Source organism: Stutzerimonas stutzeri (genome assembly GCF_024448895.1).
GTDB classification, from domain to species: Bacteria; Pseudomonadota; Gammaproteobacteria; order Pseudomonadales; family Pseudomonadaceae; genus Stutzerimonas; species Stutzerimonas stutzeri_Q.
This window is the reverse complement of record NZ_JAMOIC010000043.1, coordinates 1-17,231: the sequence shown is the minus strand read 5'-3', so window position 1 is coordinate 17,231 and position 17,231 is coordinate 1. Positions and strand designations below refer to the sequence as shown.

General features: G+C 57.3%; 14 protein-coding genes. 13 read left to right on the top strand and 1 reads right to left on the bottom strand.

The features are described 5' to 3' along the window. The 3 genes from NA619_RS24245 to tnpC form a co-directional block, all read left to right on the top strand. Positions 1–266, top strand: a 266-nt coding sequence (locus NA619_RS24245) for a transposase (protein ID WP_255964354.1), incomplete at its 5' end; no start/stop codon positions are given. Continuing rightward, the gene (tnpB, locus tag NA619_RS24240; RefSeq protein ID WP_041013622.1) at positions 263–598 is read left to right on the top strand and encodes an IS66 family insertion sequence element accessory protein TnpB; all 336 of its coding nucleotides are present in this window, start codon (positions 263–265) and stop codon (positions 596–598) included. The genes NA619_RS24245 and tnpB, both read left to right, overlap by 4 nt. Positions 599–659: 61 nt before the next feature. Beyond that, a complete protein-coding gene (gene tnpC / locus NA619_RS24235; RefSeq protein WP_197446041.1) occupies positions 660–2,195 on the top strand; it encodes an IS66 family transposase in 1,536 nt (511 codons plus the stop codon). A 332-nt stretch (positions 2,196–2,527) separates the two neighbouring features. On the opposite strand, the gene NA619_RS24225 is transcribed toward tnpC, so the two are convergent. Beyond that, positions 2,528–3,160, bottom strand: coding sequence for an HAD family hydrolase (locus NA619_RS24225; RefSeq protein WP_036998676.1), 633 nt, complete (start codon positions 3,158–3,160; stop codon positions 2,528–2,530). A 307-nt stretch (positions 3,161–3,467) separates the two neighbouring features. Between NA619_RS24225 and NA619_RS24220 the strand changes: the two genes are divergently transcribed. The 10 genes from NA619_RS24220 to NA619_RS24170 all read left to right on the top strand — a co-directional run bounded on the left by NA619_RS24220 (position 3,468) and on the right by NA619_RS24170 (position 16,854). Then, a complete protein-coding gene (locus tag NA619_RS24220) occupies positions 3,468–5,831 on the top strand; it encodes a heavy metal translocating P-type ATPase (protein ID WP_064481001.1) in 2,364 nt (787 codons plus the stop codon). Between the two features lie 85 nt (positions 5,832–5,916). Beyond that, positions 5,917–6,297 (top strand): hypothetical protein, encoded by a 381-nt coding sequence (locus tag NA619_RS24215; RefSeq protein WP_014822249.1) that lies wholly within the window; start codon positions 5,917–5,919, stop codon positions 6,295–6,297. A gap of 92 nt (positions 6,298–6,389) precedes the next feature. Continuing rightward, positions 6,390–7,643 (top strand): TolC family protein, encoded by a 1,254-nt coding sequence (locus tag NA619_RS24210; protein ID WP_014822248.1) that lies wholly within the window; start codon positions 6,390–6,392, stop codon positions 7,641–7,643. Continuing rightward, the gene (locus tag NA619_RS24205; RefSeq protein WP_064481002.1) at positions 7,640–9,091 is read left to right on the top strand and encodes an efflux RND transporter periplasmic adaptor subunit; all 1,452 of its coding nucleotides are present in this window, start codon (positions 7,640–7,642) and stop codon (positions 9,089–9,091) included. The genes NA619_RS24210 and NA619_RS24205 overlap by 4 nt, the downstream gene beginning before the upstream one ends. Further along, on the top strand, positions 9,088–12,258 hold the full coding sequence (locus tag NA619_RS24200; protein WP_064481003.1) for an efflux RND transporter permease subunit: 3,171 nt from the start codon (positions 9,088–9,090) through the stop codon (positions 12,256–12,258). The genes NA619_RS24205 and NA619_RS24200 overlap by 4 nt, the downstream gene beginning before the upstream one ends. Beyond that, positions 12,248–12,604: a copper-binding protein gene (locus NA619_RS24195; RefSeq protein ID WP_014822245.1), complete on the top strand. Its 357-nt coding sequence runs from the start codon at positions 12,248–12,250 to the stop codon at positions 12,602–12,604. The genes NA619_RS24200 and NA619_RS24195 overlap by 11 nt, the downstream gene beginning before the upstream one ends. A gap of 140 nt (positions 12,605–12,744) precedes the next feature. Next, positions 12,745–13,062 carry a co-regulatory protein PtrA N-terminal domain-containing protein gene (locus tag NA619_RS24190; protein ID WP_014822244.1) on the top strand — a complete coding sequence of 106 codons (318 nt, stop codon included), beginning with the start codon at positions 12,745–12,747 and terminating at the stop codon, positions 13,060–13,062. 313 nt (positions 13,063–13,375) lie between these two features. After that, positions 13,376–13,606, top strand: coding sequence for a hypothetical protein (locus tag NA619_RS24180; RefSeq protein WP_014822242.1), 231 nt, complete (start codon positions 13,376–13,378; stop codon positions 13,604–13,606). A gap of 100 nt (positions 13,607–13,706) precedes the next feature. Next, positions 13,707–15,080: a heavy metal sensor histidine kinase gene (locus NA619_RS24175; RefSeq protein WP_046164446.1), complete on the top strand. Its 1,374-nt coding sequence runs from the start codon at positions 13,707–13,709 to the stop codon at positions 15,078–15,080. Between the two features lie 106 nt (positions 15,081–15,186). Beyond that, positions 15,187–16,854, top strand: coding sequence for a hypothetical protein (locus NA619_RS24170; protein WP_041754616.1), 1,668 nt, complete (start codon positions 15,187–15,189; stop codon positions 16,852–16,854). The last annotated feature ends 377 nt before the right edge of the window (positions 16,855–17,231 follow it).

The window sequence follows — 17,231 nt, the reverse complement described above, 5'->3', positions numbered from 1 at the left end:
AGTGCCTGCAACCTGGTGCGACCGTCTCCAGCGTTGCCATCAGCCACGGCATCAACGCCAACGTTATTCGCAAGTGGCTGCCGCTTTACCGAGATCAGCTACCAGCGGCGTTGCCGGCGTTCGTGCCATTGAGGGCCACGCCTAAACGAACAACTGAGGCGTTCGCACTCATTGAGTTGTCCCTTGGCGAGCAATCGGTCACGGTGAAATGGCCAGCCTCCGATCCTGAAGGTTGCGCCCGCTTTGTGCGTGGGCTCACCCCGTGATCCGCATCGATGCCATCTGGCTCGCCACCGAGCCGATGGACATGCGCGCCGGCACCGACACCGCGTTGGCGCGTGTGGTGGCCGTGTTCGGTGCGGCGAAGCCGCACTGCGCCTATCTCTTCGCCAATCGCCGCGGCAACCGCATGAAAGTCCTGGTGCATGACGGCGTGGGTATCTGGCTCGCCGCGCGGCGCTTGCACCAGGGCAAGTTTCATTGGCCAGGCATCCGGCACGGCTCGGAAGTCGAACTCGACACCGAGCAACTTCAGGCTTTGGTGCTGGGTCTACCCTGGCAGCGGGTCGGTGCAGCCGGCGCGATCACAGTGCTGTAGCACCTGCCATTAGCCCATCGGTTTAGCTCCGCTGATCGCCTGCTCTGGCACAATCAGCGGCATGACTTCCGCGCCCAATCTCGACCAACTGACGCCTGACCAGCTGCGCACACTGGCCGCGCAGTTGCTCACGCAGGTCGACGTGATGGGCAAGAGGATCTACCGCGACCAAACGGTTATCGAGAACCTCAACCACGAAATCGCCATCCTCAAGCGGCACAAGTTTGCCAAGCGTAGTGAGCAACTGAGCCCTGACCAGGGCCGTCTGCTGGATGACCTGCTCGACACCGACATCGTGGCCATCGAGGCGGAGCTGAAAGCAGTCAATCCGCCGGCTGCGCCGGCCGACGCACGCCAGCAGCCCAAGCGCACACCGCTGCCACCGCAGCTCCCGCGCACCGTGATCCATCACGAACCGGAGAACACCCAGTGCGCCTGCGGCTGCCAGCTGCTACGCGTGGGTGAAGACGTCAGCGAAAAACTGGATTACACGCCGGGCGTGTTCACCGTCGAGCAGCACGTGCGTGGGAAATGGGCCTGCCGCCAGTGCGAAACGCTGATCCAGGCGCCGGTGCCGGCGCAGGTGATCGACAAGGGGATCCCCACCGCCGGCCTGTTGGCGCACGTGATGGTGGCCAAGTTCGCCGACCATCTGCCGCTGTACCGACAGGAAAAGATCTTCGGCCGCGCCGGCCTGGCTATCGCTCGTTCGACGCTGGCGCAGTGGGTCGGGCAAACCGGCGTGCAGCTCCAGCCGCTGGTCGATGCGCTGCGCGAAGCCGTGCTGGGCCAACGCGTGATTCACGCTGACGAAACCCCGGTGCAAATGCTCGCGCCGGGCGAGAAGAAAACCCATCGGGCTTACGTCTGGGCCTACAGCACCACGCCCTTCGCCGATCTGAAGGCCGTGGTCTACGACTTCAGCCCCAGCCGTGCCGGCGAGCATGCGCGCAATTTTCTTGGCCAGTGGAATGGCAAGCTGGTCTGCGACGACTTCGCTGGCTACAAGGCCGGTTTCGAGCGAGGCATCACCGAAATCGGCTGCATGGCCCACGCCCGCCGCAAGTTCTTCGATCTGCACGCGGCGAACAAAAGCCAATTGGCCGAACAGGCGCTGCACTCTATCGCTGGGCTGTACGAAGTCGAACGCCAAGTGCGCGACATGGGCGATGAAGAACGCGGGCGAATACGACAGGAACAGGCTTCACCGATCCTCGACGCGCTGCATGCCTGGATGCTGGCCCAGCGTGATCGGGTGCCCAACGGCTCAGCCACGGCGAAAGCCTTGGATTACAGCCTCAAACGTTGGTTGGCACTGACTCGCTATGTCGAGGATGGTGCCGTGCCCATCGACAATAACCAAGTCGAGAACCAGATCCGCCCGTGGGCTCTAGGTCGCTCCAATTGGCTGTTTGCCGGGTCGCTACGCAGCGGCAAACGGGCGGCGGCAATCATGAGCGTGATCCAGTCGGCGCGCATGAATGGGCATGATCCGTATGCCTATCTCAAGGATGTGCTCACACGACTGCCGACGCAGAAGGCCAGCGCTCTGGTCGAGCTGCTGCCGCACAACTGGGTATCCGCCGGCAAGGTGTAATGCCCGTTCGCTTACTCTAAGCCATCCGGGTCTAGCGGCGTCAGCTAAAACTGGCGACGCAGCTTTAGCCGTTAGCGGATGGTGGGTATTGTAGAACGTGGGCTGCAAAGTCCATCAGCGAGACGAAGCCGCACTGATCGGCTTTCCTTCACGCTGTTGGTGGTAGCCCCGCTTAACCAATCAGCTCTACGAATGCCTGAGTGATCACAACCGCTGCGGCCAATGCGCGAACGGACTTTGGGAGCGCCATCGTCAGGAAAAGCACTACAAGCGAGTTGTGAGTGCTTGAACTGAAGGCCGATAGCTGGAGGCGACCTCGATGTGCGCTAGTGCTACGTTCTAGTGACAGTCCCCGTGCCCAAAATGTGGTCTGCAAATTCGATCAGGCTAGCTAATCGGTCAGGACCACGGATGGCATCGCGCTGGAGGTGGAAGCCATGCATTCCCAGCCTTTCGGGACCGAACACATCGGCCTCCAATGTATCGCCGATCATTGCAATGGAAGACGCTTTGCAACCCAACCGCTTTAGCAGATGTTCGTAGATCGCTGGCTCCGGTTTGATCGCGCCCACCTCGAAGCTCCAGGCATAGGCGTCAAACTCAGGCAGTAGCAACTTGGCAGGTATGGCATAGGGGGTAGCCAAGTTGGAGCACAGCGCCACTTTCAGCCCCGCTCTCTTAAGGCTTTCCAGTGCCCGCAGGGCATCATCATAGGGACGCACGCTGGCCAGTTCCGCGTAGAGATCAAGCTCCAAAATAGCAAGCTCATCGTTACCTAGTTGTGTACCAAACAGGTCGGCGGCGCCGGCCAGCCCCAAGTTTCGTGTCATCAATGTCCTGGCATCATCGGCCCTAGGTTGACGACCTTGGCTGCGTACCTGTTTTAAGAGCTTGCGAAATGGCCGCCGTCGTTCACTGATTTGCAGGAGTGTGCCATAGACATCAAAAATTACGGCTTCTATCAAAACAGAGCACCTGCGCTTAGGCTTTGCACGGTTCGGTATTCATTAAAAGAAAGCGGCCGGGCTTCGGATAAGGGAGGCATAGGCTAGGCCAGCAAGCGGTATTCGCGCGAGCTACTTTTTTCAGCAGCTCGCTTCAGCATTCGTACGACCTGACATACCGGAGAACCTGACAGAAATGTAATGGTTACTTCAGCCTTTGGTCAGGACGCTTTGCATATATTGGTTGTCGGACGCTGTAAGCATCGGAAAAACCACAAACGTCCCCGCAGTAGGCTGTTCGTTGCTAACCAATCCATAAGGAGCCCGCATGACCTCCTCGCATTGCCACCATCAGCCTGACCAAACGAAAGGATCAGCACCGCTCACAGACCCGGTCTGCGGGATGAAGGTGAAAGAGAACAGCGAGCATGAGCAGGATTACCAAGGAACCACTTACCGCTTCTGCAGCCAGGGGTGCCGGACCAAGTTCCGTTCTGATCCTGCTAGATATCTTGCTGCACAGCAGGCTCATGGGTCATCGCCTCAGGCATCCACGCCGCCCGCACAGAAGGCGTCCGCCGGTGATGCAACGACCGAGTACACCTGCCCGATGCACCCTGAGATCCGCCAAATGGGTCCAGGTGATTGCCCTATCTGCGGGATGTCATTGGAACCTCTGATCCCTGAACTCGACGAGGAGGAGAATCCCGAACTCAAGGACTTCTCGAAGCGATTCTGGTGGTCTCTGCCCCTGACCGTAGCAGTAACCCTGTTGGCAATGGCGGGACATGCGATACCGCTGTTTCACGGCGCTAGCCAGAACTGGGTTGAACTAGCCCTTACGACCCCGGTTGTCTTGTGGGCAGGTTGGCCATTTTTCGTGCGCGGTTTCGCATCAGTTAAGCATCGCAGCCCAAACATGTGGACGTTGATCGGGCTTGGCACAGGGGCTGCGTATATTTACAGCATCGTAGCAACCGTCTTACCGAGCATATTTCCAGAGTCATTCACTGTGGGCGGCCGGATAGGCGTTTATTACGAAGCCGCCGCGGTCATCATTTCCCTGACGCTTTTAGGGCAGCTGCTCGAATTGAAGGCCCGCTCCCAGACGTCCTCGGCAATCAAGTCCTTGCTTGGCCTATCGCCCAAAACAGCTCGCCGTATCGCCAAGGATGGTTCCGAGGAGGACATTCCGCTTACACATGTTCACGAGGGTGACCATCTGCGCGTTCGTCCTGGTGAAAAGGTACCGGTGGATGGAGAAGTATTGGAGGGCGAGAGCGCCGTCGACGAATCCATGCTAACGGGCGAGCCCGTCCCGGTGACGAAGCGGACAGGCGATTCGCTTATCGGCGCGACGATGAACACGAGCGGCTCGCTTGTCATGCGAGCCACCAGGGTTGGCTCCGGGACTATGCTTTCACAAATCGTCCAGATGGTTGCGAATGCGCAACGCTCCAAAGCACCCATGCAGCGAATGGCGGACACGGTTGCGGGTTATTTCGTGCTGACGGTCATTGGTATCGCCTTGCTGACATTCTTTGCATGGGGCCTGTTTGGACCCGAGCAGGGCTGGGTATTCGGCCTGATCAATGCAGTTGCGGTTCTGATCATTGCTTGCCCTTGCGCACTTGGCCTTGCAACGCCTATGTCGATCATGGTTGCCACAGGCAAAGCGGCTGGAAGCGGAGTGCTTTTCAGAGACGCAGGCGCCATCGAGAACGTCCGTAAGGTAGACACGCTGATTGTCGATAAAACAGGAACCTTGACCGAGGGCCGACCTGTCTTCGATCGGGCCATAGGCGTCACGCCGTTTGACTCGCAGGAAGTCATCCGTTTGTCTGCCAGCTTGGATCAAGGTAGTGAGCATCCCCTAGCCCACGCGATCGTAGACCATGCCAGAAGCGAAGGTATCCAGCTGGCGAAGCCAGAGACCTTCGAGTCAGGGTCAGGTATCGGAGTCCGTGGTCTGGTGGAAGGCAAGCAGCTACAACTAGGCAACACCGCGCTTATGGAAGATACGGGTGTGAGCGTCGAGCCGTTGAGAGATCAGGCAGAAAAAATGCGCGAGAGCGGTACCAGCATTGTGTACCTGGCTGTTGATGGGGCACTTGCCGGCTTGCTGGCCGTATCGGACCCAATCAAACCGACTTCCAAGGAAGCTGTAGCGCGGCTCCAAGCGGAGGGCGTGCAAGTCATCATGGCCACCGGCGACGGGCTTACCACTGCCCGCGCGGTGGCTCGTGAGCTATCGATCGATGAGGTGCATGGCGAAGTGAAGCCGCAGGACAAGGAGGCGCTGGTGGTTAAGCTACAAGCCCTAGGTAAAGTAGTCGCCATGGCAGGCGACGGAATAAATGATGCGCCGGCGCTCGCCAGGGCTGATGTCGGCATAGCGATGGGCACGGGCACTGACGTCGCCATGAACAGCGCCCAAGTTACGCTCGTTAAAGGTGACCTGATGGGGATACTGCGCGCGCGCACGCTTTCGGTGGCGACGGTTCGCAATATGCGTCAGAACCTTCTGTTTGCCTTTATGTACAACGGGTTGAGCATCCCGATTGCCGCAGGTCTGCTCTATCCGTTCTTCGGACTGTTGCTGTCTCCGATGATTGCTGCCCTGGCCATGAGCCTCAGCTCAGCATCGGTTGTGTTCAACGCACTCCGGCTCCGTCAAACGCGTGTAGTTTGAAGCCTGTCGGCTTAGGCTTAGGCTTCGGTTGCGAAGCGACCGAAGCCTCATTGATTGCTCATGAATTGCCCCGTAAGCTGGAAATATGAAGTCCTACATGCGCTCCTTCCTTATCCTGCTGCTAGTGCTTGCGCTTCCGATCAATGGGATAGCGGAAATGCTCATGCCGGTTGGATCGTCCGGGCATCACGTGATGTCCGATATGGAAGGTGTGGGCGCCATGACGACCGACCACGCTTCGATGGTTGGCGCCGATGACGGTGCTGAACACGAGTGCTGTGAAGCGAATGAGCATGGAACGGCGACCGTCTGCAAGACGGGCCAAGAATGCAAAACTGCAAGTATCCTTCAGCTTGTCTCAATAAAAGCCCAGCTGATGCCTGCTGCTAAACCCGTGACCACTCCCTATAACGGCCTGATCCCCTCTAGCCTTTTAGACGCCGTCTGGCATCCACCCCGCGTCTAATTCCGATCAAATTATAGGAACCGCCCGAGTGAGCATTCGGGCCGGCTACCGCGCGCCTTTGGCTCGCATGAAAGATCAGGAATCCTTCGCAAATGAAACCCCGTATTTATTGGGCGCCGCCGTACGTGGCCGCCTTGATCATGGGCGCGCTCTCGTTTCCAGGGTTAGCGTCCGCTTTGACCTTAGAACAAGCTCTGAGCGTGGCCGAGCAAGACGCGCCTTCGCTGCATGCGCAAGCCGCCAACCTGGTGGCCGCACGCAGCGCTGCAATCCCTGCCGGCGAGCTTCCTGACCCTAAACTTAAGCTTGGACTGCAAAGCGTGCCCATCGAAGGTGACGCTCGCTGGCAGTTGGAGCAAGAGGCCATGACCATGCAAATGGTTGGGGTCATGCAAGATGTGCCAAACCGAGCGAAAAGGCGCGCTCGTGTCGAGGCCGCGCAGGCTAGTGTTGCGCTCGCAAACGCCCAGCAAACGGTTGAACGTCTCGGTGTGCGCCAAGCAACCGCCGAGGCATGGATCGCTAGCTTCGCGGTCGAGCAGAAGCTAAGCCTTTTCAAGCAGCTTTACAGCGAGAATCAGCTCCTTTCGCGGGCTGTTCAGGCCCGCATTGCTGGCGGCAGCGGACAAACCGCAGACAGCGTACTTCCGAGGCAAGAGGCAGCATTGCTGGCTGAACAAGAGGATGAGCTGCTGCGTAACCAGGCTGTTGCGCGGGCCGGCCTCCGGCGCTGGATAGGCGAGCTAGCAGGCCAGCCGCTTACAGGTGACTGGCCGCAATGGCTTGCCGCCGTTGATAACTATCAGCACAACCTGAACCGGCACCCGGCGTTACTCGCCTTCGACCCGATGACTCGTGAAGCGGAGGCAAAGGTTCACCAGGCCATCGCAGAGAAAACACCGGATTGGAGTTGGGGGGTCGACTACCTGCGACGTGGCCGTGAGTACGGCGACATGGTGAACCTCAGCGTCAGCTTCGACCTGCCGCTGTTTACCAGCTCTCGGCAGGATCCGAAGATCGCGGCCGAACGAGCTCGCCTTGCCCAGATCGAGGCTCAGCGCCAAGCGACCTTGCGCCTGTACAACCAAGAGCTGAGTACTGACCTCGCTGAGTATCAGCGTCTGGACCGCGCACTCATCCGCCTCGACAAAACCTTACTACCCCTCGCTGAAGAGAAGGTCCGCCTTGCCATGGCCGATTACCGCTCCGGAAGCGGTGAGCTGACCGCTGTGATCGAAGCGCGACGACAGCTTGTGGAGACCCGGCTACGGCGTATTGACGTCGCCCGCGATCGATCGTTGAGCAATGCCCGCCTGCATTTCGCCTTTGGAGATACCCGACCATGACATTCCAACACAAGCGGCTGGTACTCGCCTTCAGTCTGCCTCTGATGATTAGCGCTGCAGCGCTAATCGGTCTGCCTACCGCAGCCTTCGGACAATCGCCTGCAGAAGAAGACAAGGAAGTGCTCTATTGGTATGACCCTATGGTACCCCAGCAAAAGTTCGATAAGCCGGGCAAGTCGCCATTCATGGATATGGAATTGATTCCACGCTATGCAGATGAGGGAAGCGACGGGGCATCGATCAGTATCGACCCGAGCGTGACGCAGAATCTCGGCGTGCGCTTGGCAACCGTAACGCGTGAATCGATCAGCCAGTCGCTCGAAGCGACAGGCGCGTTGATGTTTGACGAGCGAGACGTGGCGGTTGTGCAGGCGCGTGCCGGTGGCTTTGTCGAGCGCGTTTACGACCGAGCACCGGAGGATGTCATCGAAAAAGGCGCGCCGTTAGCCGATCTTTTGGTTCCCGAATGGGCTGCCGCACAGGAAGAGTACCTGGCGCTCAAAGGGGTCGGCCAACCCCAACTGCTCGCAGCGGCCCGACAGCGGTTACGCCTCGCCGGCATGCCGTCGGATGTCATTGCCCAACTGGAACGAACCGGTAAAGCGCGCCCCGTTTGGACCGTAACGAGCCCAATCGGCGGCGTGCTGAACAGCCTCGACGTTCGCGAGGGCATGACCGTACCCGCCGGCGCATCTCTCGCACGCGTCAATGGACTGGAGACGGTATGGCTAGAGATAGCTGTGCCTGAGGCGCAGATCACCAATCTGGCGCCAGGGCACTCAGTCACCGCGCGCCTCCCCGCCTTTGCAGGTGAATCTCTGGAAGGCACGATCCAGGCCGTACTATCGCAAGCCAACCTGAATAGCCGCACTGTGCGTGTCCGGGTCGAACTACCTAACCCGCAGCAGCGGCTTCGCCCCGGCATGACGGCCGAGGTGACGTTGAGTCGCAACGTTGAAGATGTCTTGGTCATCCCATCCGAGGCGGTCATTCGCACCGGCCGGCGAGCATTGGTGATGTTGGCTGAGAATGAAGGCCGTTACCGCCCCGTTGAGGTCCGCATCGGCCGAGAGTTCAATGACCAGACAGAGGTGCTTGAAGGGCTGGAAGCCGGTCAGAAGGTCGTGGCGTCCGGTCAGTTTCTCCTCGATTCAGAGGCGAGCCTACGCGGGCTGACCGCTCAGGGCTTGGAGAAGCCTGCAACTTCTACAGAACCTGCGCTGCACGAGGCTGAAGGTACGATCGTCAGCCTGGAAGATGGCATGGTTGGCCTCTCGCATGGGCCGTTCAAGACGCTGAACATGCCCGGCATGACCATGTCCTTTCCGGTTGCCGATCAATCGCTCCTAACAAGTTTGCAGACCGGCGATCGCGTTCGTGTCGGCGCGCGTGAAAGCGAAGAGGGCCTGGTCATTGAGCACATCGAGAAGCTGGGGGGCCAGCCATGATCGCAGCCATAATTCGGTGGTCAGTGGCCAACCGCTTTCTGATCCTGCTGGCTACTGTGTTCGCGGTGGCTTGGGGTGTCTGGTCGGTCAAAAACACCGCTGTTGATGCATTGCCAGACCTTTCCGACGTTCAGGTCATCATCCGCACGCCATACCCCGGGCAGGCGCCCCAGATCGTTGAGAATCAGGTCACCTACCCACTGACGACGACCATGCTGTCTGTCCCCGGCGCAAAGACGGTCCGCGGCTACTCCTTCTTCGGGGATAGCTACGTGTACGTCCTGTTTGAGGACGGCACCGACCTCTATTGGGCCCGTTCTCGGGTGCTGGAGTACCTGAGTCAGGTGCAGAGTCGGCTTCCCGCCGCCGCCAAACCCGCTTTGGGCCCTGACGCCACAGGTGTCGGCTGGATCTACCAATATGCTTTGGTAGACCGAACGGGCAAACATGACCTCTCGCAGCTGCGCTCTTTGCAAGATTGGTTCCTGCGCTATGAGCTCAAGACACTGCCCAACGTGGCGGAAGTCGCGCCCATAGGCGGGATGGTCAAGCAGTATCAGGTCGTACTGGATCCCGTGCGCATGGCAAGCAGGGGCGTGACGCAGCAGCAGATTGCAAAGGCGATCGATGAAGCCAACCGTGAAACCGGCGGGAGTGTTCTGGAACTCGCAGAAACCGAGTTCATGGTCCGTGCGACCGGGTATCTCAAGACACTCAAAGACTTTCGAGCCATTCCTTTGCGTCTCGACGGCGGCGTGCCAGTGACGCTAGGGGACGTTGCGCATATCCAGCTCGGCCCGGAAATGCGCCGGGGCATCAGCGAGCTTGACGGTGAAGGTGAGGTAGTCGGCGGCGTGGTGATCCTGCGGAGCGGCAAGAACGCTCGGGAAACCATCGCTGCCGTTCAGACCAAACTGGATGAGCTGAAAGCGAGCCTGCCCCAAGGCGTCGAAATCGTCACGACGTACGACCGTAGCAAGCTGATCGACAGTGCCGTTGAAAACCTCACGCACAAGCTCATCGAGGAGTTCATTGTCGTTGCGTTGGTTTGCGCGATTTTTCTGTGGCATCTGCGCTCGTCGTTGGTCGCCATCGTGTCGTTGCCGATCGGCATCCTGATTGCTTTTGTGATCATGCAGCGGCAAGGCATCAACGCCAACATCATGTCGTTGGGTGGCATCGCGATCGCCATCGGAGCGATGGTCGATGCAGCAATCGTCATGATCGAAAACGCCCACAAGCACATTGAGGCCTGGCACAAGCGGCATCCTGACTCCACCTTGAAGGGCCAGGAGCACTGGAAGGTCATTACTGACGCGGCTGTTGAAGTGGGGCCGGCATTGTTCTTCAGCCTGCTGATCATTACGCTGTCGTTCATTCCAGTGTTCACCCTGGAGGCGCAGGAAGGCCGGCTGTTCGGTCCACTGGCGTTCACCAAAACCTATGCAATGGCAGCCGCCGCGGGCCTGTCTGTCACGCTGGTTCCGGTGCTCATGGGGTATTGGATCAGGGGCAAAATCCCTGACGAACACCGTAATCCACTCAACCGTGGCCTCATCTGGATCTACAAGCCGGCCCTGGACGCGGTACTGCGCTGGCCCAAGATGACTCTGCTGGTGGCTGTTCTGGTCTTCCTGACAGGCTTGTGGCCGGCCTCTCGCCTTGGTGGGGAGTTCTTGCCCCCGCTGGATGAAGGTGACCTCCTTTATATGCCCACTGCGCTTCCAGGCCTCTCCGCTCAGAAGGCTTCTGAGCTACTGCAGCAGACGGACCGGCTCATAAAAACGGTTCCAGAAGTTGCACACGTGTTCGGTAAGGCTGGTCGAGCCGACACCGCTACAGATCCCGCCCCGCTGGAAATGTTCGAGACGACCATTCAGTTCAAGCCGAAGGATCAATGGCGCCCTGGGATGACGCCTGACAAGCTGGTTGAGGAGTTGGATCGCACCGTACAGGTACCTGGATTAGCCAATCTGTGGATCCCGCCGATTCGAAACCGTATCGATATGCTGGCGACGGGTATCAAGAGCCCGATCGGGGTGAAAGTGTATGGCACTGACTTGGCACAGATCGACAAAGCCACCCAGGCAGTGGAAAAAATCGCCAAAACGGTGCCTGGGGTCAGTTCGGCGCTTGCTGAGAGACTGACCGGCGGCAGGTATATCGATGTGGATATCGATCGTGTCGCTGCCGCACGCTACGGCCTGAATATCGCGGACGTGCAATCGATCGTGGCCGGTGCCATCGGTGGTCAAACCATTGGTGAAACCGTGGAAGGGCTCGCCAGGTATCCGATCAACCTCCGCTATGGCCGCGAGTGGCGCGACTCGATATCCGATCTGCGCAACCTACCGATCTACACGCCGCAAGGCAGCCAGATCACGTTGGGGACCGTGGCCAAAGTACAGGTGACAGACGGACCGCCCATGCTTAAAAGCGAAAACGCAAGGCTGTCGGGCTGGGTTTACGTCGATGTTCGTGGCCGCGACATGGCGGCTGTGGTGGGCGATCTGAGGGAAAAGATCAGCAAAGGGGTCCAGCTCGAATCCGGCATGAGCATCAGCTATTCCGGCCAATTCGAATTCATGGAGCGCGCTAACGCGAAGCTGAAGCTCGTCGTTCCGGCTACCTTGCTGATCATTTTTGTATTGCTCTACCTAACGTTTGCCCGCTTTGGCGAGGCGCTGCTCATCATGGCTACGCTGCCATTCGCTCTGACCGGGGGCGTCTGGTTCCTATATCTGCTCGGGTACAACCTATCCGTAGCGACAGGAATCGGATTCATCGCACTGGCAGGCGTTTCTGCTGAGTTCGGCGTCATTATGCTGCTGTATTTGAAGAACGCCTGGACGGATCGGGTTAACGCTGGAGCCCATGGCGAAGGCGTCCTGCTCGACGCCATTCGTGAAGGTGCTGTCCAGCGAGTGCGCCCCAAGGCCATGACCGTAGCAGTGATTATCGCCGGTCTGCTGCCCATCCTCTGGGGTAGCGGAACCGGCAGCGAAATCATGAGCCGCATCGCCGCGCCCATGGTGGGCGGGATGATCACCGCCCCTTTGCTCTCCCTGTTCGTTCTGCCGGCAGCTTACCTGCTGATGCGCCGCCGGCAATTGCGAGTTACCACCCAGCAAGCAACCAACCCACTGGAGAACATCCATGAACATTAAGCACATCACCCTTGCCTCACTCTTCCTGGTGCCAGTCGCCTATGCCGCCGACAAGGAGCCAATGGACGGCATGCCGATGGATCACAAAGGCATGAACATGCCAATGGACCAGAAGTCGGCGGGACAGACCGCTACAGCCATCGGCACGGTCAAGGAAGTGAACACCGAGAGCGGCACCGTGACCATTGCACACGGCCCGGTCGAAGCGCTGGGTTGGCCTTCTATGACGATGGGCTTCAAAGCGAAGCCTGATCAGCTCCAAAAGTTGAAAGAAGGGGACCAGGTCGAATTCGAGTTCTCCTCGAAGGGCATGGATTCCACCATTACCCGCATCGAAAAGCAGTAGAAGTTGAAAACGACTGCCGCAGGCGCGGCGGTCGTACCAACACGAAAATGAGGGATTACAGCTTTGTAACCTTGGCAACAGCTTCTTGTAAGTAGCAAGCCTTTAATCTACAGGCATCAACTAACCAAGAGGTGCAAACCATGAACCGCATAACCAAAGTAATCGTTCCTTTTATTCTGACCGTTGCTTCCTCGCTTGCAATGGCCGAAGGCGGAAGCGAACGTACGCTGAATCGCTTAAATGACTCGGCAGGAGCAAAGCCCACCCTTAAGGAGCTTGTAAAAGAAGGCCAAGTGCTGAGCATCGCACCTGCTGGCGCGACCGGCACGACTCGAATGATTCAAAACTATAGAACAAGCGCCCAAGTCCAGACGTATGAGATGACGGTCAAGACCCCTGACGGGAAGATCCATACGGTAGAGTTTCTGAGCACCCCAGTTGGCGTGAACAATGGCTAATCTGCCAAGCTTAATATCCGAGGGATAGTTAGATGAGGGGCATAATATCCAAGATTAAAAGCGTACTGCAGCGCAATCCGGTCGTAACGGGGTTAACCGCAGCTGTGGTTGGCTACATGCTACTGAACCAAAGCACTGCGGCGTTGGCAACAACGCTGCCAAGCCTGCTCTTTCTCTTGCCCTGCTTGTTGATGATGGTCGTATGCATGAAGCATATGTCTAGCGGTAAATGCGACAAGCCCGAGGAGCCCAACGTTGGCGAAAACACCTTATTAAGCAAAAGCGAATAACCCACTGAACTTTGAGATTTAACATGCGAAAGGCCATCACCGTTACAGCAATCGCAATCACCCTGGCGAGCGGACTGAGTTTCGCAGCGGTAGATAAATCGGACCAAAGCCATTCAGAAACCGGCATGATGAGCGGCGACAAGCATATGGAAATGATGGGCGACATGCATGGAATGATGAAAGAGTGTCGTGAAATGATGGAGGGGGCCAAAGCCGGCCACTCGCAAACTGGCGAAAATTCAGACGCTGCTTAGGATACGAGAGTGCGAGCAAACATGATCGAAGCAGGCCGGGCACCTTTTCTGGGTGCCCGCCTGCTTTCTTGTGAGTGATGGCCTAACTAGGACCGTACTGATGGGAAAAGTGTCACTGACGAGCAGAATGGCGATAGCTTTCATGCTTGTGGTTACGGTTGTGCTGATGGCGGCCGCAATCAGCTTCAATTATTTTTGCCAGCTCCATTTCGAACGCAAAGATGAACAAGTGCTGAATGAAAAGGCCGCTGCAGTAGAGCGTACGCTGCTCAACAGCTCAGCATTTGGGCCTGAGACCGCTTCAAGGATCGATGCCGTTATTGAGCACTCCTTTGGCTTCGCAACTGCAGTTGTAGTAGACGGCAAGACAGTCTACTCACATCACAATCTCTCTGAGAGCTTGCTACCACTTGTCACGGACATCCAAGAGGAACGTTGGACAGTAAATTTCGCTGGGCATCAGTACAGTGGCATTACCAGAAAAGTAAACCAGTGGGTCGAAGGGCAAGACACAGTCATCTATCTGGCTTTGGATGTAACGCATCGAGTCCACTTCTTCGAAATGATTCAGCAATGGTTCGCTTATACGCTGGTGGTCAGTGCACTTTTGAGTGGCGCTTTAGGTGTGGTTCTGATCAGGAAGGGTTTAAAACCGATCGATGAACTCTCTAAGACTTCCTCTACAGTAACTGCCAATTGTTTGGATACCAGAATTCCAACCGAGTCAGTGCCAGGCGAGCTTCATGAACTCGTAGACAACTTCAATGAAATGCTCTCGCGCTTGGATGACTCATTCCTCAGGTTGTCAGGTTTCTCAGCGGACATCGCGCATGAGCTAAGAACGCCGCTGAACAGCATGCTGACCCAAATGGAGGTCGCGCTCTTGCGCGACCGCGAAAATACCGACTACAAGGATATCTTGTATTCCGCCCTCGAAGAACTTAGGCGCATGTCAAAGATGGTCGATGACATGCTGTTCCTCGCCAAAGCGGACAATGGGAAGATTACGCCCAGTGCCGAAGGGGCCAGCATGGCTGAGATGACCACGAGTGTTATCGAATATTACGAGCTCGCAGCCGAGGACAAGAAGGTCGAAATCGCGCTTTCAGGCGATGGGTCGGTACATGGCGATAAATCAATGCTAAGACGGGCCATCTCAAACATAGTCTCGAACGCAGTTCGGTATGCAGAGGAAGGCAGCATTATCAGGGTTGAAATAAGCGAGAGTGGTAACTCGGTTTCGACAGCTATAACCAACCGCGGCATTACTATTCCAGCCGAGCTTCACACTCGAATATTCGACAGATTTTACAGGGTGGATACCGCAAGGCGCGAAGGTACTACCCTTAATGCGGGCCTCGGCATGGCTATCACACGGTCGATTGTTGAGGCCCACAAGGGGCGCATCGCTTGCGAATCAGCTGAGGGGCACACGACTTTCACAATGACGCTTCCAAGGCTGATGTCTAGTTAATGGCAAAGTGCTGGCAACGACGCTGATCTACGCTTATACAAATGCCCGGCTGAACCGGAGGAGGCCAAGGCTTTCGTACCTGTATATTTGGTTCTGGAGGTTTCACGTGCAAGCGTCCTCATCAAGAAAATGCGGTTCGACAGCCGCAGCGCTCAACGAAGCGTGCTTCTGCGTAAGCCTAGATCAAGCTGCGCTCGTAAACTCATTGACCGAACAGCTTGGGAATTCAGAGCTGTCGGAGCTATTGAAGTCACGTTGCCCCCATGTGTTTGCAGCACGACCGGTCTTTGTTTCATCCTTGCGGCTGCGCCAGGTTAATGAGGTTATTCAGGCCATCGAGCAGACCGTGAGTTCGCCCGGTTGGCGTGAGCATGCTCTGGATTCTGCACCTCCTATTGCACGACATGATCCTCGGGGTGCGCGCGGCGTCTTCTTTGGCTACGACTTCCATCTGGATGATGACAAGCTTGGGCTCATCGAAATAAACACAAATGCGGGCGGAGCGATGCTAAACGTATTGCTCGCCCGCGCGCAGCGTAGTTGTTGCAGCGGCGTAGTCGGGCTTTCGCCAGGTCAGGATGGACCCGGCGGCTTCGAGCGTTCGATTCTGGATATGTTCGCCCAGGAATGGTCTACGAGCGGCGAGCAACGTCCGCTCACGCGCGTGGTGATCTTGGATGAAAGCCCACAAGCCCAATATCTGTATCCGGAGTTCCTTCTTTTTCAGCGGTTATTCGAGTCAGCAGGAATCGACTGCCTAATCGCAGACCCAGCCGATCTGGCCTTTCACAACGAGTCCCTCTTGGTCGACGGAAAGCCTGTGGATCTCGTCTACAACCGACTCACCGATTTCTATCTGGAAGGCGACAATTGCAGCGCGCTGCGCAGCGCTTATTTGGCTGATGTCGTGACGGTAACGCCACACCCTCAGGCCTATGCCCTTTACGCCGACAAACGCAGGTTGGTTGACCTAACCAACGCACGTTTTTTGGAAGAGATTGGCGTTGATCAGCAAATCCGAACCGTATTGGCCCAATACGTCCCGCTTACCGTTCCTGTCGGGCATGGTAATGCAGAGCACCTGTGGCAAAACCGCCGTAGCCTCTTTTTCAAGCCTGTCAGCGGGTATGGTAGTCGCGGTGCATACCGAGGAGACAAGCTCACCAAGCGCGTTTGGGAAGAAATCGTTGGCGGAAACTACGTGGCCCAGTCCCTTGTAGCTCCTGGCGAGCGTAGAATCGTCGCCGACCCTCAGGTACGATCGATGAAGTTTGATCTGCGCGCTTACGCTTATGCTGGCGAGGTGCAGTGGAACGCTGCCAGGGTCTACCAAGGCCAGACGACCAACTTCAGAACAGAGGGGGGCGGTTTTGCTCCCGTTTTTACCTTAGGCGAGGAAGAGGAGCGAGCCGGTTCTACAGAGCAACGGTCGCACGCCTCGTTCACGTTCTTGCTCGACGAAACCGGCGCCGTAGAGGAACTGCCGCACCCGCTATATCTGGCGCTGGTTCGAGCCGAAATGGCTACTTCTAAGCTTGCCGGTAAGCGTTTCCGATTGGCGGACTGGTATGTGGCAATGGAAGATGGCCATCCTTCCGAAGTCATCCGAGAATTGTACGGCTGGGTTGCTTTCGACGCAGATGGCGCCTACCACCCTGAAGTTGGCCCACCAGAAAATGGTCAGCCAAATAGTATTGGCAATGTTGACTCATCTGCCCTGCCAACACCGGAAGAACATGATCGAATCGAAGGTCTGTTGTTTCAAAGTGAGTGAGGTCCCGCGCGCCACGAAAGGCGCGGCTTGGGACAGAATAACCTCGCCGCTCAGTTTTGGAGCCAGCTACACCCAGCCGTCTTAGCCGCCACACATCTAATGTGCGAATACTAACCCTGCGGTCACACTCGACAAGAACGTGGCATATGCTGGGTGCTGAATTGTTCTCTCCGAGTGTTCTATTGCTCACGATAACTCTTTGGGCTTGCTAAGCCGAGTAGTCGGGTCTCAAGGTTTGAAGGCCATCTTAGTGGGCCCGCTCTTTCGCGCAGTGGTCCATAGCGCGACGTTGGTATTGTCTGCTTATAAGCTATTAGCGATTGATTAGTTCAGGGGAACATTACGCGTAGTACAGCGCTGGCAGCGCTTTAAGCCGG